Below are 17,350 nucleotides of genomic sequence, written 5' to 3'. Positions count from 1 at the left end.
GGCCCCTCACCGACGACCGCACCCGGCACAGCGACCAGCGGCGACAACCCGAGCACGGCATCCGACCACAGTGCGAGGACGGGGGGCGCCGACTCGACCACGGCACCCGGTCCGGAGGCCGGGGACGACGCCTCGGCCACGGCCCTCAGCGCGGAGGTCGGGGGGAACATTGCGCACACTGCTCCGAGTGCAGACTCCGGTGGCGAGAACGCGCCCGCAGCAGGTGCGGACATGGCTGACGACAACGCGCCCACGTCACCGGGCGCCGATTCCGGTGGCGAGGACGGGATCGTCGCGCGTGCTCGGGTGGTGTTGGTCGGGCCGCCCGGTTCTGGGAAGTCGACGATCGGGCGCAAGCTGGCCAGGGAACTGGGTGTCGAGCTGTTCGATACCGATGCGGGGATCGAGGCGGAGACCGGGCGGAGCATTCCCGAGATCTTCGCCGAAGACGGTGAGCCGGAGTTTCGCCGTATCGAGGAGCAGGTAGTGCGGCGGGCCGTGCTCGAGCACGAGGGCGTGGTGTCGCTCGGCGGTGGGTCGGTGCTGTCGGCGCGCACGCGCGAGGTGCTGCGCGGTGCCACCGTGGTGTACCTGGAAATCAGTGTGGGCGAAGGACTTCGGCGCACCGGTTCGAGCAATGCCCGTCCCCTGCTGAACGGCGCCGACCCCGCCGCGAAGTACCGCGAGCTGATGAAGCAGCGGCGCCCCCTCTACAAAGAGGTCGCTACCGTGCGCGTGCGCACCGACGGTCGCAGTCCGGGCCGGGTGGTGCGGATGATCCTGGCACGATTGGGACTCGAATCGGTGCGCACCGACATCGTGCGTACCGCCGAAACCACGAAGCCCACTCCCCCTTCACCTTCCACACCGGGCTCCGGCAGCAACCGCTCCAAAGCGCGCAGACGATCCCGTGCCAGGGCAGCAGCCGCCAGGCGCGGCGAGACCCTTGCCGCACCCGCGGCCCAGACCGAGAACGACGGAACCGCTTCCGCCGCAGCACGATCCGCGCCGGGACGATCCGCCTCCGGTGAAACACCGCCGGCCGGTGAGGGCAGGCGCTCGCGCCGCAACCGCTCGCGCCGACGCGGCAGCCGGTCCCGTGCCGTCGGCAGCGCGACCGACTCCACCCGCACCGGCGAGCCGACCGCCGACACGGCCGCACCTACCGACGAGGCACCCGCCGAAAACCCGGCCGCCGAAAACCCCAAGACCACCCGCACGAACCGGCGCGGCCGCAAGTCCCAGCCGAATACGCGTTCCGCCACCGCCCAGGGCTCCCCTGCCGGCACCGACGACTCCCCGACGGTCACCGGTCGCAGATCCGGCGGCAAGGAATCATCCGGCAACCGCAGACGTGGCGCACGCGGTCGGCGTGGTGGTGGTGCAAATCAAGCAGGTGGACGCCGGAGTTCGGCGACCGATCCCGGCACCGAAGCACCCGCAGGCCCGACCGACCAGCGTGGGGGTCAGCCACCTGCTGATCGAGGGCCCGGGGAACCGGCGCCGGGTTCCTGGCGGGCGCGGCCGCGACGGCGAGCGACAAGACGTATGACCAACGACCCGAGAGAATCGGAGCAGCGCACGTGACAGAGCCGACCACCATCCAGGTCCGTACCGCCGATCCCTACCCGGTGATCATCGGTCGCGGGTTGCTCGGCGACCTCGTCGAGGCGGTGACCGCGGGCAATGCGGTGCGGACCGTGGCGATCTTCCATCAGCCGCCGCTGGCCGAGACCGCCGAGGCGGTGCGAAAGGCGCTGGCCGACACCGGGATCGACGCACACCGCATCGAGATCCCCGACGCCGAGGACGGCAAGGACCTGGCCGTGGCCGGGTTCTGCTGGGAGGTGCTCGGCCGCATCGGGCTCACCCGCAACGACGCCGTAGTGAGCCTCGGCGGTGGCGCGGCCACCGACCTCGCGGGCTTCGTGGCGGCCACCTGGATGCGCGGGGTGCGCATCGTGCACGTGCCGACCACGCTGCTGGCCATGGTCGACGCCGCGGTCGGTGGAAAGACCGGCATCAACACCGAGGCGGGCAAGAACCTCGTCGGCAGCTTCCACGAGCCGAGCGCCGTCCTCGTCGACCTGGTGACCCTGGAAACGGTGCCGCGCAACGAGATCGTCGCGGGCATGGCCGAGATCATCAAGGCCGGTTTCATCGCCGATCCGGTGATCCTCGACCTCATCGAGGCCGATCCGGAGGCCGCGCTCGACCCCACCGGCGAGGTGCTGCCCGAACTGGTCCGCCGCGCCATCCAGGTGAAGGCCGACGTGGTCGCCGCCGACCTCAAGGAATCGAGCCTGCGCGAGATCCTCAACTACGGTCACACCCTCGGCCACGCGGTGGAGCGGCGCGAGCGCTACCGCTGGCGTCACGGCGCGGCCGTGTCGGTCGGCCTGGTGTTCGCCGCCGAACTGGGCCGCCTCGCCGGCCGCCTGGACGACGCGACCGCCGACCGGCACCGCACCATCCTGGAAAGCGTCGGCCTGCCGGTGAGCTACGACGCCGACGCGTTGCCGCAGCTGATGGACGCGATGCAGACCGACAAGAAGACCCGCTCCGGCGTGCTCCGGTTCGTGGTGCTCGACGGCTTGGCCAAGCCCGGCCGCCTCGAGGGCCCGGACCCGAGCCTGCTCGCCGCGGCCTACTCGGCCATCGCCCGCGAGACCCCGACGAGCGGCGCGATCCTGCTCTGAGCTCGGGCCGCACCTCCACCACGCGTGGACGAGCAACGCGCTCGGAGACGCCGCCTGCCTACCCCGCGTAGGCAGGCGGCACGCCCTGCGGCGAGTTCGACGCAGCCGCCCACAGCGCACAGGCGGCGTCGACCGCTGGACCACACCTCCAGCGGTACGCCGTCCGCCTATCCCGCGTAAGCGGGGACCGGCTCCGGGGCGGCTTGGGGCTTCGCGGCTGATCTGCGCGCCCGGGCACGGCCGTAACCGTAACCCACGCCGATCATCGCGGGCAGGAACACCAGCAGCATGATGAACGACGCTGCGGAGGTGAGTTCGAACAGGGCGCCCGCGTCGCCGAGTTCGACCGACGGGATCTGGTCGAGAATCCAGCACACCGCGCCGCTGCCCAGTCCGGCGACCATGCCTGCCAGTAGCCAGCGGACGGTGAGGTCGGTGCCGTCGGCGGAGCGGGCGTCGCGCGCGCCCCAGGCGATGGCGGCGCCGACGATCACGATCAGGCAGGCAGCCCGCCAGAGGATGCCGTAGGTCGGCAGGGCCGCCATGGCGAATCCGAGCAGAACCCGCAGGGCGACCACTGTCGCCCCGAGTGCGATGGCACGCAACAGCCAAGTGGTCATGGGCATCACCCTAATCGGACAAAACTAGAACCGGTACCAATTCGCGGATCGGCGCGGCAACGGATCGATCAGAGGTCGAGCGCCGCCGCCATCGCCGCGCGGGGCGCGGGCTGTCCGGTGAACAGCTCGACCTGACCGTAGGCCTGGTTCAGCAGCATCCGCAGCCCGCTGACCACCGTGTGCCCGGCCGCGCCGACGGCTGTCGCCAGCGGTGTCGGCCACGGGTTGTAGATCGCGTCGAGCACCACCGGCGCCGTCGCCACCGATTCCGCGACCGCGCCCGCCGCCTCCGCGGGCACCGTGCTCACCACCGCGGAGGCCCGCGCGCAGATCGCGGCGAGGGAATCGGCATCGAAGGCCGCGGTGGCAGCCGACATCCCGAGCCGCTCGGCCAGGTCGAGCGCACCACGCGCCCGCCCCGCATCGCGGACGACGATCGTCACCGATCGAGCGCCGAGCTGCGACAGCGCGAGCAGAGCGGGCCGCGCGGTGCCGCCTGCGCCGAGCACCACCGCCTCCTCGACCCGTTCGACACCGCCGTCACGCAGCGCGCCGAATACGCCGTCGACATCGGTGCAGTCGGCCAGCCAGCCGTCGCCGGTGCGGAGCAGGGTGTTGGCCGAGCCGACCAGTTCCGCCCGGTCGGTGCGCCGGTCCGCGTACGCGAGCGCCGCTTCCTTGCCCGGCATCGTCACCGACAGTCCCACCCACTCGGGGCCGAGTCCGTCGACCAGACCGGGCAGTTGCTCGGCGGAGCATTCGATGCGTTCGTAGGTCCAGGGCAGACCGAGCGCGCGGTAGGCGGCCGTGTGCAGTTGCGGCGATCGTGAATGCCCGATCGGCTGCCCGAGCACCGCCGCCTTCCGCGGTTCAGCCACCGGTCCGCGAGCTGTCGAGAATGCCGCTGCGCTGTGCCTGGGTGACCAGCCGCAGGTGCTCCTGGTAGGAGTCGGTGAACTTGGTCGTGCCCTGCTTGTCGACGGTGACGAAGTACAGCCACGGTCCCGGCTCGGGCTTCTCCATCGCCTGCAACGCGGCCACCGACGGTGCGGCGATCGGCGTCTTGGGCAGGCCCTCCATCGCGTAGGTGTTCCAGGCGGTCACCGCGGCGCGGTCGGCGTCGGTCGTGGCGACCTCGGTGGTGTCGAGGGTGTAGTTCACCGTGGAGTCGAACTGCAGCATCTGGCCGACCTGCAGCCGGTTCACGATCACCCGTGCCACCTTGCCCATGTCTTCGGGCTTGGCCTCACGTTCCACCAGGGACGCGGCGATCAGCGTCTCGTACGGCGACAGCTTCGTGTCGGCCCCGGACTGCAGCAGTCCGGTGGCCTCATAGGCCTGCACACTCGCGGTGATCAGTTGCTTCAGAATCTGCTGCGGTGTGCCGCTCGGATCGAAATCCCAGGTGCCCGCCGCGATGAGCCCTTCGAGCTGCCTGGCCCGGTCGGGGCAGTCCTTGACCGCCTGCATGGCCCACTGCGGCACGCCGAGGGCGGCCAAGTCGAGACTGGCGCCTGCCGCGTCCAGCTGCTCGTAGGTCACACACTTGCGCTCGGGACCGACGCAGCTGGCGTCGGCGATCTTGCGGTAGATGCCGTCGTAGCGGCCACCGGTGCTCACGTCGTGTTTGTCGTGCAGCAGCCTGCCCTCGGACACGACCACATTGCCCACGCGGGACTTGCCACCGACCAGTGCGGCGACGGCGTCGGCGGCGGGACTGCGCTCACCGATGGCGTAGAAGCCGGGCTGCACGCTGTTCATCCCGGCGTTCTGCACGGCCGCCTCGTAGAAGGCCTCGGAACTGGCGACGATCCCACGTTCGTGCATCGCGTCGGCGATCTGGGTGGCGGTGTCGCCCGGATGTACCTGGACGACAACGGGTTTGCCTGCCGGCCCCGCGAAATCCTCGGCGGGAGCGAGGCTTCCCATCAGTTTGTAGCCCGCGAAGCCTGCCGCCGAGACGAACAGCAGCGCGAAGACGGCGGCCACCACCCACATGTTGCGGCGGCGGCGCTTGCGTTCGGCCGCCTTGCGGGAAGCGATCCGCGACCGTTTGCCGCGCCCCGCACCGGATCTGCCACGCCCGCGTCCGGCGGGTGTGGCGCGCGGTGGGCGCTGACCCACCCGGCGCGGCGGTTCGGGTTCCGGCTCGGGTTCCGGTTCGGGGAACTCGTCCTCGTAGCGCGGGATGACGTTCGTATCGTCGTCGAAGTCGTCCCATTCGGGGACCTCGGGCTCCTCGCGCGACGCACGGGGGTCCAGGCCCCAGTCGTCGCGGCGCGGGTAACGCCGGTCCGCCTCACGCGCCCGGTACCGCTCCTCGGCCCTGGCCCATCGGTCGGTCATGCATCATCTCCGACCGCTGTGTCTGCTGCGTCCTTCACCATCGAACTCCGCTCGTCCAACCATCCTTGCAGAATCGACACTGCTGCCGCCTGGTCGATCATCTGCCGCTGGCCACGTGCGCGAACTCCACTCTCGCGCAACGCACGTGCAGCAGACACCGTAGTCAAACGTTCGTCGGAAAGGCGCACCGGAATCGGGTCGATCACCCGGCGCAACTGCTTGGCAAACTTGCGGGCGATGCCCGCGGCGGTGCCGTTTTCGCCGCGCAGCGTTCGGGGCAGGCCGACGATCACCTCGACGGCCTCGTACTCCCGCACAATCTCGGCAATTCTTGCGATGTCGGCGGGTGGACCGCCCTGACGGCTGGATTTGGCGCGCGCGACGGTCTCCACCGGCGTGGCGAGCACCCCGTCGGGGTCACACGACGCCACGCCGATGCGGACGCTGCCGACATCGACCGCGATCCGGCGGCCGCGACCGGGGTCGGTCGCCGGATCGGGTCGGTCGGCCGGGGCCTCGTCCGAGGCAGGGGTGCTCATCAGCCGGCGAGTTCGGCCACCCGGGCGCGGACCGAGGTCAAACCGTTCGGGATACCCGACGGGTCCGAGCCGGAGCCCTGCGCCATCTCCGGCTTGCCGCCGCCGCGTCCGGCGATGCTCGGACCGAAGCTGGCGACGAGATCGCCCGCCTTGAAGCCGAGGTCCTGGGCGGCCTTGTTGACGGTCACCACGAACGGCGCCTTGCCGTCGACGTTGCCGAGCAGCACGACGATCGCCGGATCGCTGCCGAGGCGGCCACGGATATCGGTGGCCAGGGTGCGCAGGTCACCGGCCGAGGCGCCCTCGGGCGCGGCGGCGGCGACCAGGCGCACGGAACCGACGCGCTCGGCCTGCTCGGCGAACGTGCCCGCCGAGGCCAGCACGGCGGCGATCTTGGTGCGCTCGAGTTCCTTCTCGGCCACCTTGAGCCGCTCCACGAGCTGCTCGACGCGACCGGGCACCTCTTCCGACGGCACCTTCAGCGACGACGCGACACCGGCGAGCAGCGCACGTTCCTTGGCCAGGTACTTGTAGGAGTCCAGGCCCACGAACGCCTCGACGCGGCGCACACCGGAACCGACCGACGACTCACCGAGGACGGTGATCGGGCCGATCTGCGAGGAGTGCTCCACGTGGGTGCCACCGCACAGCTCCATCGAGAACGGGCCGCCGATCTCGACGACACGCACCTCGTCGCCGTAGTTCTCGCCGAACAGCGCCATCGCGCCCATGGCCTTGGCCTTGGGCAGATCGGTGACGAAGGTGTTCACCGGGAAGTCGGCGCCGACCGCGTCGTTGGACACGGCCTCGATATCGGCTTTCTGCTGATCGGACAGCGCGCCCTGCCAGTTGAAGTCGAAGCGCAGGTAGCCGGGCTTGTTCAGCGAACCGGCCTGCACGGCGTTGGGGCCGAGCACCTGACGCAGCGCGGCGTGCACCATGTGCGTGCCGGAGTGGCCCTGGGTGGCGCCGCGACGCCAGGACGGGTCCGCCTGGGCGAGAACGACATCGCCCTCGGTGATCTGACCCTGTTCCACGGTGGCCTTGTGCACCCACAGCTTCTTGGCGATCTTCTGCACGTCGTTGACGCGCAGCTTCAGGCCCGAGGCGGTGATCGCGCCGCGGTCGGCGATCTGACCACCCGACTCGGCGTACATCGGGCTGCGGTCCAGGATGACCTCGACGTCCGCACCGGCCTGGGCGGCGGGCACCCGCACACCACCGGAGATCAGCGCGAGCACGTTGGCCTCGGAGGTGAGTTCGTCGAAACCGGTGAACTCGGTGGCGCCGCGGTCGACCAGTTCCTTGTAGACGGTCAGGTCGGCGTGGGCGTGCTTGCGGGCCTGGGCGTCGTCCTTGGCGCGCTGACGCTGCTCGGCCATCAGCGAACGGAAACCCGCCTCGTCCACGGAAAGGCCCGCCTCGGCGGCCATTTCGAGGGTGAGGTCGATCGGGAAACCGTAGGTGTCGTGCAGGGCGAAGGCGTCCGAACCCGCGATCTGCTTGCCGCCCTTGGACTTCACCGCCGACGCGGCGTTCTCGAAGAGGGTCTCGCCGGTGTTCAGGGTCTTCAGGAAGGCCGTTTCCTCGCCGACCGCGACGGTCTCGATGCGGGAGAAGTCGGTGGCCAGCTCGGGGTAGGACGGCGACATCAGGTCGGAGACGACCTTCATCAGCTCGGCCATCACCGGCTTCTCGGCGCCGAGCAGGCGGGCCGAGCGCACGATGCGGCGCAGCAGGCGGCGCAGCACGTAGCCGCGGCCGTCGTTGCCGGGGTTCACGCCGTCGGCGATGAGCATGGCCGAGCTGCGCACGTGATCGGCGATCACGCGGAAGCGCACGTCGTCGGCGTGCTCGACGCCGTAGGAGCGGCCGGTGAGCTGCTCGGCCTTGTCGATGATGGGGCGCAGCAGGTCGGTCTCGTAGACGTTCTCCACGCCTTGGAGCAGCATGGCGACGCGCTCGACGCCCATACCGGTGTCGATGTTCTTGCGCGGCAGCGATCCGACCGGCGGGAAGCCCAGCTTCGGGCTGTCCTCACCACGGATGTCCTGCATGAACACCAGGTTCCAGATCTCGAGGTAGCGGTCCTCGTCGGCGACCGGGCCGCCTTCCTTGCCGTAGGCGGGACCGCGGTCGTAGTAGATCTCCGAGCAGGGGCCGCCCGGGCCGGGCACGCCCATGTCCCAGTAGTTGTCCTTGCCGTCGCGGAACTGGATGCGCTCGTAGGGGATTCCGGCGACGCGGTGCCAGATCTCGGCGGCTTCCGGGTCGGACTCGTAGGCGGTGACCCAGATGCGTTCGGGGTCGAAACCGAAACCGCCCTCTTCCTGGGACTTGGAGATGAGCTCCCAGGCCAGGGTGATGGCGCCTTCCTTGAAGTAGTCGCCGAAGGAGAAGTTGCCCGCCATCTGGAAGAAGGTGTTGTGGCGGGTGGTGACGCCGACCTCCTCGATGTCACCGGTGCGCACGCACTTCTGCACGCTGGTGGCGCGCGCGTACGGCGCCGCTTCCTGACCCAGGAAATACGGCTTGAACTGGACCATGCCCGCATTGACGAACAGCAGGTTGGGGTCGGCCAGGATCAGCGAGGCACTGGGTACCTCGGTGTGTCCGGCACGGACGAAATGGTCCAGGAAACGCCGTCTAATCTCGTGGGTCTGCACAGCTGACCAGCCTACCGTCTGCGATCCACCGGTTTTCCGCCGGAGTCGGTGGTCTCGGCGACAATCCGGACGTGACGAAAACCGAGCGGCTCTACGCCCTCGCCGAAGAACTGCGCGCTTACAGTCCGCGCCCGCGCACCGCACGTCAGCTGGCCGCCCGCTTCGAGGTGTCGACCCGCACGATCGAGCGTGACCTCGCCGCGTTGCAGCAGGCCGGGTTGCCGATCCGGTCCGTGCCGGGGCGTGCGGGCGGGTATGCGATCGATCGGCACCGCACTCTGGCGCCGGTGAGTCTGACGGCCGCCGAGGCGACCGCGCTCGCTGTGGCACTGCCCCGGCTGGCCGGGACACCGTTCGCGGAGGCCGCGCTGTCGGCGGTGCACAAGGTGGTGGCGGTCCTTCCCGAACAGGATCGGCAGCGTGCGACGGCACTGGTCGACCGGGTGCGGTTCTTCCCGACACCACGCGCACCAGCCATCTCCCCCGCGATCCTGGACGCAGTCATCAGCCGGCGCGTGCTGCGGCTCGACTACCTCGATCGCAACGACGTGCCCAGCGGGCGCGCGGTCGAGCCCCTCGCGTTCGTGGCGGGCAGCGAGCACTGGTTCCTCTACGCCTGGTGCCGAATGCGCGGGGGACTGCGCGGGTTCCGGCTCGACCGCGTGGTACGTGCGGAAGTCCTCGACGAGGTGGCGGTGGATCGCGGCATCGACTTGTCGACGATCCCGACCGGCGACGGACGGCTGATCGATGTGACGTCGATCACCGACACACCGTTGTCGCGCACGGACTGAACGCTGGACTCCGGAGGCGCCACCCAGGCGTCCCGAATTCCGAGGAGTAGTTCATGAGCATCGCCGCCCCGATCACCGCCGACCACCTCGCCGCCCGCTGGACCGAACTCTGGAACACCGAACCCGCCCTTGCCGGTGAGCTGCTCACCGACGATTTCGAACTCCGTTTCGCTTCGCCGACACGCGAACTCACCGACGGGCTGCGCGGCCCGGCCGACATCAGTGGCTTCGTCGCCGGATTCCGGCGGCAGCGACCACAGGTCCGGTTCGTCGTCGACTCGGGGGCGGCCGGGCAGCTCGATGCCGACGGGTCGGGAACCTTCGCGGTCCGGTGGCATTCGGAGGCCTCCGGCAGGCCCGAACACGGCGGCATCGACATGTTCGAAGCCGTCGGCGGGAAGTTGCGGCGGATCTGGTCGGTCGGCGGATCGGCGCCGTTCACGCAGGACTGAGCGGAGCGAGACAGCTGCCGCGAGGACCTCCTCAGCTGCCCCGGATGATGCGGCGCAGTTTGCTCACGCGGGAACCGACCTCGCGTTCGAAGCCGTGGTCGGTGGGTTCGTAGTAGTCGGTGCCGACGATCTCGTCGGGCGGGTACTGCTGGGCGACCACACCGCCGCGGTGGTTGTGCGGGAATTTGTAGCCCTTGGCATTGCCGAGGGCTTTCGCACCGGCGTAGTGCCCGTCGCGTAGGTGCGGTGGCACCGCGCCCGCTTTGCCCGCGGTGATGTCGGACATGGCCGCGGCCAGCGCCGACGTGACCGCGCCCGATTTCGGCGCGGTGGCCAGGTGGATGGTCGCCTGCGCCAGCGCCAGTTTCGCTTCGGGCAGGCCGACGAGCTGCACGACCTGGGCGGCGGCGGTCGCGGTCTGCAATGCCATCGGGTCGGCCATGCCGACGTCCTCGCTGGCGTGGATCATCAGGCGCCGGGCGATGAAGCGTGGGTCCTCGCCCGCGGTGAGCATGCGGGCCAGGTAGTGCAGGGCCGCGTCCACATCGGAGCCACGAATGGATTTGATGAAGGCGCTGATGACGTCGTAGTGCTGGTCACCCGCGCGGTCGTAGCGCACGGCGGCCTTGTCGACGCTCGCCTCGACAAGCTCGAGGTCGACGGTGCCGTCCAGGGACGACTCCGCCGAGGCCTCCAGCGCGGTGAGCGCCCGGCGCGCGTCCCCACCGGCGACCCGCACGATGTGGTCCAGGGCCTCCTCGGTGACCGTGTAGTCCCCCGCCAGCCCCCGCCCGTCGGTGATCGCGCGGTCGAGTACCGCCCGGATGTCGTCGGTGGTGAGCGACTGCAACTGCAGCACCAGCGACCGCGACAGCAGCGGCGACACCACCGAGAACGACGGGTTCTCGGTGGTCGCGCCGACGAGCAGCACGATCCGGTTCTCCACCGCCGCGAGCAGCGCGTCCTGCTGGGTCTTGGAGAAGCGGTGCACCTCGTCGATGAACAGCACGGTCTGCTCGCCCATCGTGAGGCGTTTGCGGGCGAGGTCGATGACCGCGCGCACCTCCTTCACTCCCGCCGACAGTGCCGACAACGCTTCGAACCGGCGCCCGGTGGCCTGCGACAACAACGATGCGAGCGTGGTCTTCCCGGTGCCGGGCGGGCCGTAGAGCAGCACCGATGCGGCGCCGGACCCCTCGACGAGTCTGCGCAGCGGCGAACCGGGACCGAGCAGATGCTGCTGACCGATCACTTCGTCCAGCGAGCGCGGCCGCATCCGGACCGCCAGCGGCGCCCCGGGATCACGCCGCACCACCGCGTCGAGTCCACGCTCGGGCTCGGCGGGTTCGCCCGGCACGTCGAACAGCTGATCACTCACGTCGTGCAGGGTACCGAGACCCTCGGACACATCCGGTCGATCGCCCGGTACGGGCAACGAACCTGAACAGATGACCAAATTCTGTGTGTCCGACTTGCGCGACGGGCCGCGCTGGGATGAGATCGCTGATCGTGGTCGAAAACAGCGAGGTCGTGCCCGCAGGGCTGTTCGCCCGCCGCACCCTGTTCAAAGGCAGCACGGCGGCCGCGGCGGCGGTGCTGATCGGTTCGGCGCACGCAGGCGCGACCGGGCCGGTGTTCCGGCACGGCGTGGCATCCGGCGATCCGCTGCCCGACGCGGTGATCCTGTGGACACGCGTGAGCGTCGACGACGACGCGACCCCCGGCTCCGGCATCGGCGACGCGACCCCCGTGCGCTGGGAGATCGCCACCGATGAGAACTTCGCGAAGGTGGCCGCTTCCGGCACCGTGACCGCGAGCGCCGACACCGACCACACCGTCAAGATCGACGCGAAGGGCCTGGCGGCGGGCACCGACTACTGCTACCGCTTCCACGCGCTCGGCCAGACCTCCCCGATCGGGCGCACCAGCACCGCACCCGCCGCCGACAGCTCCGTGGACCGGCTGCGCCTGGGCCTGGTGTCGTGCTCGAACTGGGAAGCGGGCTGGTTCGGCGCCTATCGGCACCTGGCCGCACGCGGCGACCTCGACGCCATCGTGCACCTCGGCGACTACATCTACGAGTACGGGCGCGGGGAGTACGTGGGCCGCAACGGTGCCGTGCGCGCACACGATCCGGCGAACGAGATCGTCACCCTCGCCGACTACCGAATCCGCCACGGCCAGTACAAGACCGACCCGGACCTGATGGCGCTGCACGCCGCGCTGCCGTTCATCTGCACCTGGGACGACCACGAGTCGGCCGACAATTCCTGGCGCGAAGGTTCCGAGGACCACGACCCCGCCACCCAGGGCGACTGGGCCGACCGCCGGGCGGCCTCGGCCACGGCCTACCTCGAATGGATGCCCGTCCGCGCCACCCGCGGCGACGGTGCGGTGCAGATCTACCGGCGGTTGCGGTTCGGCACGCTGGCCGAACTGTCGATGCTCGACCTGCGCAGCTACCGCGACGAGGAGGCGGGTCCGGTCGCGGGCTGGCGCAACGCCGACGACCCGGCCCGCACCATCACCGGTCGCGCCCAGATGGATTGGCTCACAGCGGGATTGGTGTCCTCCCCGACCCGGTGGAAACTGGTCGGCAACTCGGTGATGATCGCACCGCTGGTGTTCCCGCCGCTGGAATCGGCGACCACCGAGGCCATCACCGCCGCGCTCGGCATCCCGCAGGGCGGCATCACCGTCAACGGCGATCAGTGGGACGGCTACACCGCCGACCGGCGCACCCTGTTCGACACCATCGCCGACAACCAGGTCGGTGACGTCGTGTTCCTCACCGGCGACATCCACACCTCCTGGGCCTCCGATCTGCCGCTCAACGCCGCGAACTATCCCGCCGGGCCGACGGTGGGCGCGGAGTTCGTCATCCCGTCGGTGACCTCGGCCAGCGTCGGCGACCTGACCAAGACCCCGCCGCGCACCACGTCGATCGCGGCGGAGGAGGCCATCAAGGCGGCCAATCACCACCTGCGGTATGTGGAGCTGGATTCGCACGGTTTCGGCGTCCTCGACGTCACCCCGGAGGCGACCCAGATGGACTGGTTCTACGCGTTCGACGTCACCGACCCCGCCACCGGAATCCGCCACGGCACGTCCTTCGCCGTGCGCTCCGGCGGTCGCCTGGAGCCGCGGCCCGCGCCGGTGCTCTGATCCGCTCTGCCGCGGCTGGTGCCACTCCGCTGTGTCGACGGCGCTTCCGTGCTCTGACAGCACTTCGGTGCGGTGCCGCGAAATTCGGCGCAGAATTCTTCGGACCGGCTGTCGATCGCGACGGTTGTCGTTCGTCGGGTGAGTACGGCCACCCGACGAACGGGCGACCACGACCCCGAAGGAACCTCACCATGAGCCAATACCTGGTCCTGATCTACGGCGACGAACCGACCTACGCCGCCATGTCCCCCGCCGAACGCGCCGACATGCTCGCCGCCCATCGCACCTTCCAGCAGATCGCCGGTGCGGCCAACCTCGGCGGCCACGCCCTACAGCCCACCGCCACCGCCACCTCGATCCGGCACGACGCCACCGGCGAGGTGGTGGTGACCGACGGCCCCTTCGCCGAGGCCAAGGAGGCACTCGGCGGCTACTACCTGCTGGAGGCCCCCGACCTGGATGCCGCGATCGCGCTCGCCGCGCAGGTGCCCACTCCGACCGGTGGGGTCGAGGTGCGCCCGATCCAGGTTTTCGAGCCGGCGTGACCACGGCGGCCGAGGCCGTCGAGCTGGCGCACCGTCGCGAGTGGGCTTTCGTGCTCGCCGCGACGGTGCGGCTGGTCCGCGATTTCGACCTGGCCGAGGAATGTGTGCAGGACGCCTACGCGACCGCGCTGACCGTGTGGGCGGCCGAGGGCGTTCCGGCCCGGCCGGGTGCGTGGCTGACGACCGTCGCCCGCCGACGGGGCCTGGACTTGTTACGCCGCGACACCACCTTCCATCGCACCCTGCCCCGGCTGGTGGTCGACGAACCGGTGCCCGACACCGCCGACCTGGCCCTGGCCGCACTCGACGACTCCGCGATCCCCGACGACCGGCTGCGCCTCATCAGCACCTGCTGCCATCCGGCACTGTCCCCGGAGGCGCAGGTGGCGCTGACCTTGCGGCTGGTCTGCGGGGTGACGACCGCCGAGGTGGCGCGGGCGTTCCTGGTGAGCGAGCCGACGATGGCGGCCAGGATCACCCGGGCGAAGAAGAAGATCGCGGTGGCGGGCATCCCGTACCGGGTGCCGTCGACGCGGGAGCTGCCGCAACGGCTCGATGCGATCTGCGCGGTGATCCACCTGCTGTTCACCACCGGCCACACCGCCCCCGCCGGCGAGGACCTGGTGCGCACGGATCTGGTCGATCGTGCACTGCAACTGGCCAGGATGATGCACGCGCTGGTGCCTGACGACCCGTCGGTGACCGGCCTGCTCGCACTCGTCGTGCTCACCGACGCCCGCCGCGCCGCCCGCGTGGACGCGGCGGGCGAGCTGTGCACCCTCGAACACCAGGACCGGTCCCGCTGGGACCACGACGCCATCGCCGAAGGCATCGCCCTGGTGAAACAGGCGCTGCCCCATGTGGATCGGTACACGGTGCAGGCGGCGATCGCGGCGGTCCACGACGAGGCGCCCAGCTGGGCCGACACCGATTGGACCGAGATCATCGGGCTGTACCGGTTGTTGCTGCGGGTGTGGCCGTCACCGGTCGCCCGGCTCAATCACGCCGTCGCGGTCGGTTTGGCGCGTGATCCGGCGCGGGCGCTGGAATTGCTCGGTCCGCTCGGCGCCGAACCGGCGCTGGCCACCTACGGCTATCTGCACGCCGCCCGGGCGGCCTTTCTCGCCGAGCTGGGTCGGGTCGAGGAGGCGGTCGCCGCCTACGAGGCCGCGCTGCTGCTCACCGACAACGCGGTGGAACGAGCGCATCTCCGCGGCAAGCTGACGGCCTTGTCCGAATGACGGACCAGTCGGTCAGGCGGCGACCGGGATAGCTGTTCCGGCCAGCGCAGTCACGCTGGTCCGGCCAACACAGTCACGCTGATCGGGCCGGCGCAGTCGTGCTGGTCCGGCCGGCCCGCTCGGGCTGGTCCAGCCGGCCCGCTCGCGCTCAGGCGTTCTCGGCGGCGAGCTCGCGCTTCCATTCGCGGAAGCCCTCCTCGGTGCGGCCGCGGCGCCAATAGCCTGAAACAGACAGCCATTTCGGTGCGACCCCGCGGTCCTTACGCAGGTAGGGACGGAGGCTGCGCATGACGGCCTCCGCCTCGCCGTGCACGAAGGCCTGGACCTGGCCGGGGAGCCAGTCGGCCGCGCGCACTACGGCGACCAGCGGCGCGTTCGCGCCGGCGAGGTCGTCGGGAACAGCGTCCGAGGACACGCCGCGGTGCACCCAGTGCACCTTGACGTCGGCGGGTGAGTTGAGCGGGATCTCGTCCTCGGCGCCGCCGACCTCGATGAACACCTGGGCCGGTGCGCCCGCGGGCAATGCTTCGACAGCGGCGGCGATGGCGGGCAGCGCCGATTCGTCGCCGGCCAGGAGGTACCAGTCGGCGGCCGGGTCGGGAGCGAAGGCACCGCCGGGGCCGAACAGGCGGAATTCTTCGCCCGGTTCGACTGCGGCCGCCCAGGGGCCCGCGATGCCCTCGTCGCCGTGGACGACGAAGTCGATGCTGATCTCGCGGCGTGACGGGTCGTAGGAGCGCACGGTGTAGGTGCGCAGTACGGGCTGGCTCGCGGCGTCCATCGTTTCGCGCACCGTGTCCAGATCGAACGGCTCCGGGTAGTCGACGCCGGGTACGGGGAAGATCAATTTCACGTAGGCGTCGGTGAAGGCGTTCGGGGTGAACGCACCGTCGGCGACAGTGCCGACGACGCGCACCAGGTGCGGTGTCAGCCACTGCTTGCCGACGACGGTGACGGTGATCGACTGCGGCACGTCTGCTCCCAACTCTCGGATCCCCGCCGACGCTACTCCGCGTCGGGGACCATGTGGGGAGCTACGTTCTCACTCCGACCAGCGTTCCTCGAGCATCGCCGACACCTGTTCGGCGAAGTCGCCGACCGCGTCGTCGCCGGTGACCCGCGCGTCCTCGGCCAGCGCCGACCAGCGGTTGATCAGTGCTTCCGATCGCGGCACGGACAGGCCGTGCTCGCGGGCCGTGGCGATGCGGGTGTGGTCGGCGGGCAGGAACCAGTAGGTCGACAGCCACACCCAGATCAGGCGGGCCTCGAGGATCCGTTCGGCCAGCACCCTGTCGTCGGCCAGCGAGGGCCACACGCCGACCACGGCCGAACGCCACGCCTCGACCATCTCCCTGGCCCGGCCGCGCGACAGTTCGAAGTCACACAGGCACCCGGGGAACGAGACAAGCGCGTACGCGATGTCGAGGGTCGCGTCGCGGAAACCGCCCCACTCGTAGTCGAGGAACCGGGCGCCCTCGTCGTTCATGATGACGTTGTCCGGGCACAGATCCGAGGGGCTGAACGCGCGGTAGCGGCCCGCGGTGAACAACCGGTTGCCGTGCACGATGCGTTCGGCGATCTCACCGGGCACCTCGATGCCGAGTTCCGCCTCGAGCAGACCCGGCACCTCGGCGATCGCGGCCTGCGCCTGCTGGGCGATGCCGTCCACGCGGTGTGCCGAGTCGACCCGGCGCATCAGCGCGATGAAGTCCGGTTCGCGGCCGACGGTCGCGGCGTGCATGCGGCCGAGGGCCTGCGCGAACGCCATCAGCGCGTTGCGGGTGCCCGGTTCGGCGCGCGCGGCGAGCACCGAGGTGAGCAGCGCGTTGTCGCCGAGGTCGGACAGCACGAGGATGCGGTCGGGCACGCTGTGCGCGATGAGGTAGGCGCCGGGGCGATGTTCGCGGCTCAGGGCGGTGGTGAACTGGTAGGACACCGCCTCGCGCAGGAATGCCGCGTCGATGCTGGCGACACCCGGTGCCATGCCACCGGTGACGCGGTCCTGCGCGGAGCCACGCACCTGCTTCACGATCAGCGTGCGCGGGAGCGAGAAAGCGTTCTCCGCGACACGCACCCGCAGGACAGTGGTCCTGCCACTACCACTGAGCTCCACTGGATCACTCAGCTTCACCGCAGCACCCATTCGCTTTGTGAGCAACTGTTGTGCTGCGGACACGACGTCGGCGGCGCGTTCGGCCAATAGTGCGGTCATCGCCTCTCAAGCTACTCGTACCTGGTCACTTCTAGCGAGCGGTTACGCAACCTTTCCGCGTCGCCCGGCGT

The 17,350-nt window shown here is 70.2% G+C and carries 14 protein-coding genes and 1 pseudogene; 7 read left to right on the top strand and 8 right to left on the bottom strand.

Features of this window, described 5'->3' with window-relative positions; all coding sequences use genetic code 11:
* Positions 1–288: 288 nt before the first annotated feature.
* Together AB0F86_RS02985 and aroB are read left to right on the top strand one after the other, a co-directional pair.
* A pseudogene (locus AB0F86_RS02985) lies at positions 289–930 on the top strand (shikimate kinase); the annotation flags it as partial.
* A 653-nt stretch (positions 931–1,583) separates the two neighbouring features.
* Positions 1,584–2,699, top strand: coding sequence for a 3-dehydroquinate synthase (aroB, locus tag AB0F86_RS02980; protein WP_067493579.1), 1,116 nt, complete (start codon positions 1,584–1,586; stop codon positions 2,697–2,699).
* Positions 2,700–2,866: 167 nt separating this feature from the next.
* Here aroB and AB0F86_RS02975 read toward each other — a convergent pair whose 3' ends face one another.
* The 5 genes from AB0F86_RS02975 to alaS form a co-directional block, all read right to left on the bottom strand.
* Positions 2,867–3,319 carry a B-4DMT family transporter gene (locus AB0F86_RS02975; RefSeq protein ID WP_356984183.1) on the bottom strand — a complete coding sequence of 151 codons (453 nt, stop codon included), beginning with the start codon at positions 3,317–3,319 and terminating at the stop codon, positions 2,867–2,869.
* A 68-nt stretch (positions 3,320–3,387) separates the two neighbouring features.
* On the bottom strand, positions 3,388–4,197 hold the full coding sequence (locus AB0F86_RS02970) for a shikimate dehydrogenase (protein WP_225280630.1): 810 nt from the start codon (positions 4,195–4,197) through the stop codon (positions 3,388–3,390).
* The gene (gene mltG / locus AB0F86_RS02965; RefSeq protein WP_356984182.1) at positions 4,190–5,665 is read right to left on the bottom strand and encodes an endolytic transglycosylase MltG; all 1,476 of its coding nucleotides are present in this window, start codon (positions 5,663–5,665) and stop codon (positions 4,190–4,192) included. The genes AB0F86_RS02970 and mltG overlap by 8 nt, the downstream gene beginning before the upstream one ends.
* Positions 5,662–6,204 carry a Holliday junction resolvase RuvX gene (ruvX, locus tag AB0F86_RS02960; protein WP_225280628.1) on the bottom strand — a complete coding sequence of 181 codons (543 nt, stop codon included), beginning with the start codon at positions 6,202–6,204 and terminating at the stop codon, positions 5,662–5,664. Before ruvX ends, mltG begins: the two co-directional genes overlap by 4 nt.
* Entirely contained in the window at positions 6,204–8,870 is a 2,667-nt protein-coding gene (gene alaS, locus AB0F86_RS02955) for an alanine--tRNA ligase (RefSeq protein ID WP_356984180.1), read from the bottom strand. Before alaS ends, ruvX begins: the two co-directional genes overlap by 1 nt.
* Before the next feature lie 71 nt (positions 8,871–8,941).
* On the opposite strand from alaS, the gene AB0F86_RS02950 reads away from it, so the two are divergent.
* Together AB0F86_RS02950 and AB0F86_RS02945 are read left to right on the top strand one after the other, a co-directional pair.
* Positions 8,942–9,664, top strand: a complete 723-nt coding sequence (locus tag AB0F86_RS02950; protein WP_356984178.1) for a WYL domain-containing protein — start codon at positions 8,942–8,944, stop codon at positions 9,662–9,664.
* A 53-nt stretch (positions 9,665–9,717) separates the two neighbouring features.
* Positions 9,718–10,116 carry a nuclear transport factor 2 family protein gene (locus tag AB0F86_RS02945; RefSeq protein WP_356984176.1) on the top strand — a complete coding sequence of 133 codons (399 nt, stop codon included), beginning with the start codon at positions 9,718–9,720 and terminating at the stop codon, positions 10,114–10,116.
* 31 nt (positions 10,117–10,147) lie between these two features.
* Here AB0F86_RS02945 and AB0F86_RS02940 read toward each other — a convergent pair whose 3' ends face one another.
* Positions 10,148–11,494, bottom strand: a complete 1,347-nt coding sequence (locus AB0F86_RS02940) for a replication-associated recombination protein A (protein WP_356984174.1) — start codon at positions 11,492–11,494, stop codon at positions 10,148–10,150.
* Positions 11,495–11,610: 116 nt separating this feature from the next.
* Between AB0F86_RS02940 and AB0F86_RS02935 the strand changes: the two genes are divergently transcribed.
* From AB0F86_RS02935 to AB0F86_RS02925, 3 genes are all read left to right on the top strand, one after another.
* Complete coding sequence (locus tag AB0F86_RS02935) at positions 11,611–13,281, top strand: alkaline phosphatase D family protein (RefSeq protein WP_356984172.1); 1,671 nt, start codon at positions 11,611–11,613, stop codon at positions 13,279–13,281.
* 191 nt (positions 13,282–13,472) lie between these two features.
* Positions 13,473–13,826: a YciI family protein gene (locus AB0F86_RS02930; RefSeq protein WP_225280622.1), complete on the top strand. Its 354-nt coding sequence runs from the start codon at positions 13,473–13,475 to the stop codon at positions 13,824–13,826.
* Positions 13,823–15,067, top strand: coding sequence for a sigma-70 family RNA polymerase sigma factor (locus tag AB0F86_RS02925; protein WP_356984170.1), 1,245 nt, complete (start codon positions 13,823–13,825; stop codon positions 15,065–15,067). Before AB0F86_RS02930 ends, AB0F86_RS02925 begins: the two co-directional genes overlap by 4 nt.
* A 148-nt stretch (positions 15,068–15,215) precedes the next feature.
* Here AB0F86_RS02925 and AB0F86_RS02920 read toward each other — a convergent pair whose 3' ends face one another.
* A complete protein-coding gene (locus tag AB0F86_RS02920; RefSeq protein ID WP_356984168.1) occupies positions 15,216–16,040 on the bottom strand; it encodes a siderophore-interacting protein in 825 nt (274 codons plus the stop codon).
* A gap of 69 nt (positions 16,041–16,109) precedes the next feature.
* Complete coding sequence (locus tag AB0F86_RS02915; protein WP_067636114.1) at positions 16,110–17,279, bottom strand: kinase; 1,170 nt, start codon at positions 17,277–17,279, stop codon at positions 16,110–16,112.
* Positions 17,280–17,350 lie beyond the last annotated feature (71 nt).

This window comes from Nocardia sp. NPDC023733 (assembly GCF_040639775.1).
GTDB classification, from domain to species: domain Bacteria; phylum Actinomycetota; class Actinomycetes; order Mycobacteriales; family Mycobacteriaceae; genus Nocardia; species Nocardia rosealba.
This window is presented reverse-complemented; position numbering and strand designations above follow the sequence as displayed.

Bases quoted from the DNA above. Each gene is read 5' to 3' on its own strand.
- AB0F86_RS02975 (WP_356984183.1), bottom strand. From the start codon at position 3,319: ATGACCACTTGGCTGTTGCGTGCCATCGCACTCGGGGCGACAGTGGTC.
- mltG (WP_356984182.1), bottom strand. From the start codon at position 5,665: ATGACCGACCGATGGGCCAGGGCCGAGGAGCGGTACCGGGCGCGTGAG.
- ruvX (WP_225280628.1), bottom strand. From the start codon at position 6,204: ATGAGCACCCCTGCCTCGGACGAGGCCCCGGCCGACCGACCCGATCCG.
- AB0F86_RS02945 (WP_356984176.1), top strand. From the start codon at position 9,718: ATGAGCATCGCCGCCCCGATCACCGCCGACCACCTCGCCGCCCGCTGG.
- AB0F86_RS02935 (WP_356984172.1), top strand. From the start codon at position 11,611: ATGAGATCGCTGATCGTGGTCGAAAACAGCGAGGTCGTGCCCGCAGGG.
- AB0F86_RS02930 (WP_225280622.1), top strand. From the start codon at position 13,473: ATGAGCCAATACCTGGTCCTGATCTACGGCGACGAACCGACCTACGCC.
- AB0F86_RS02915 (WP_067636114.1), bottom strand. From the start codon at position 17,279: ATGACCGCACTATTGGCCGAACGCGCCGCCGACGTCGTGTCCGCAGCA.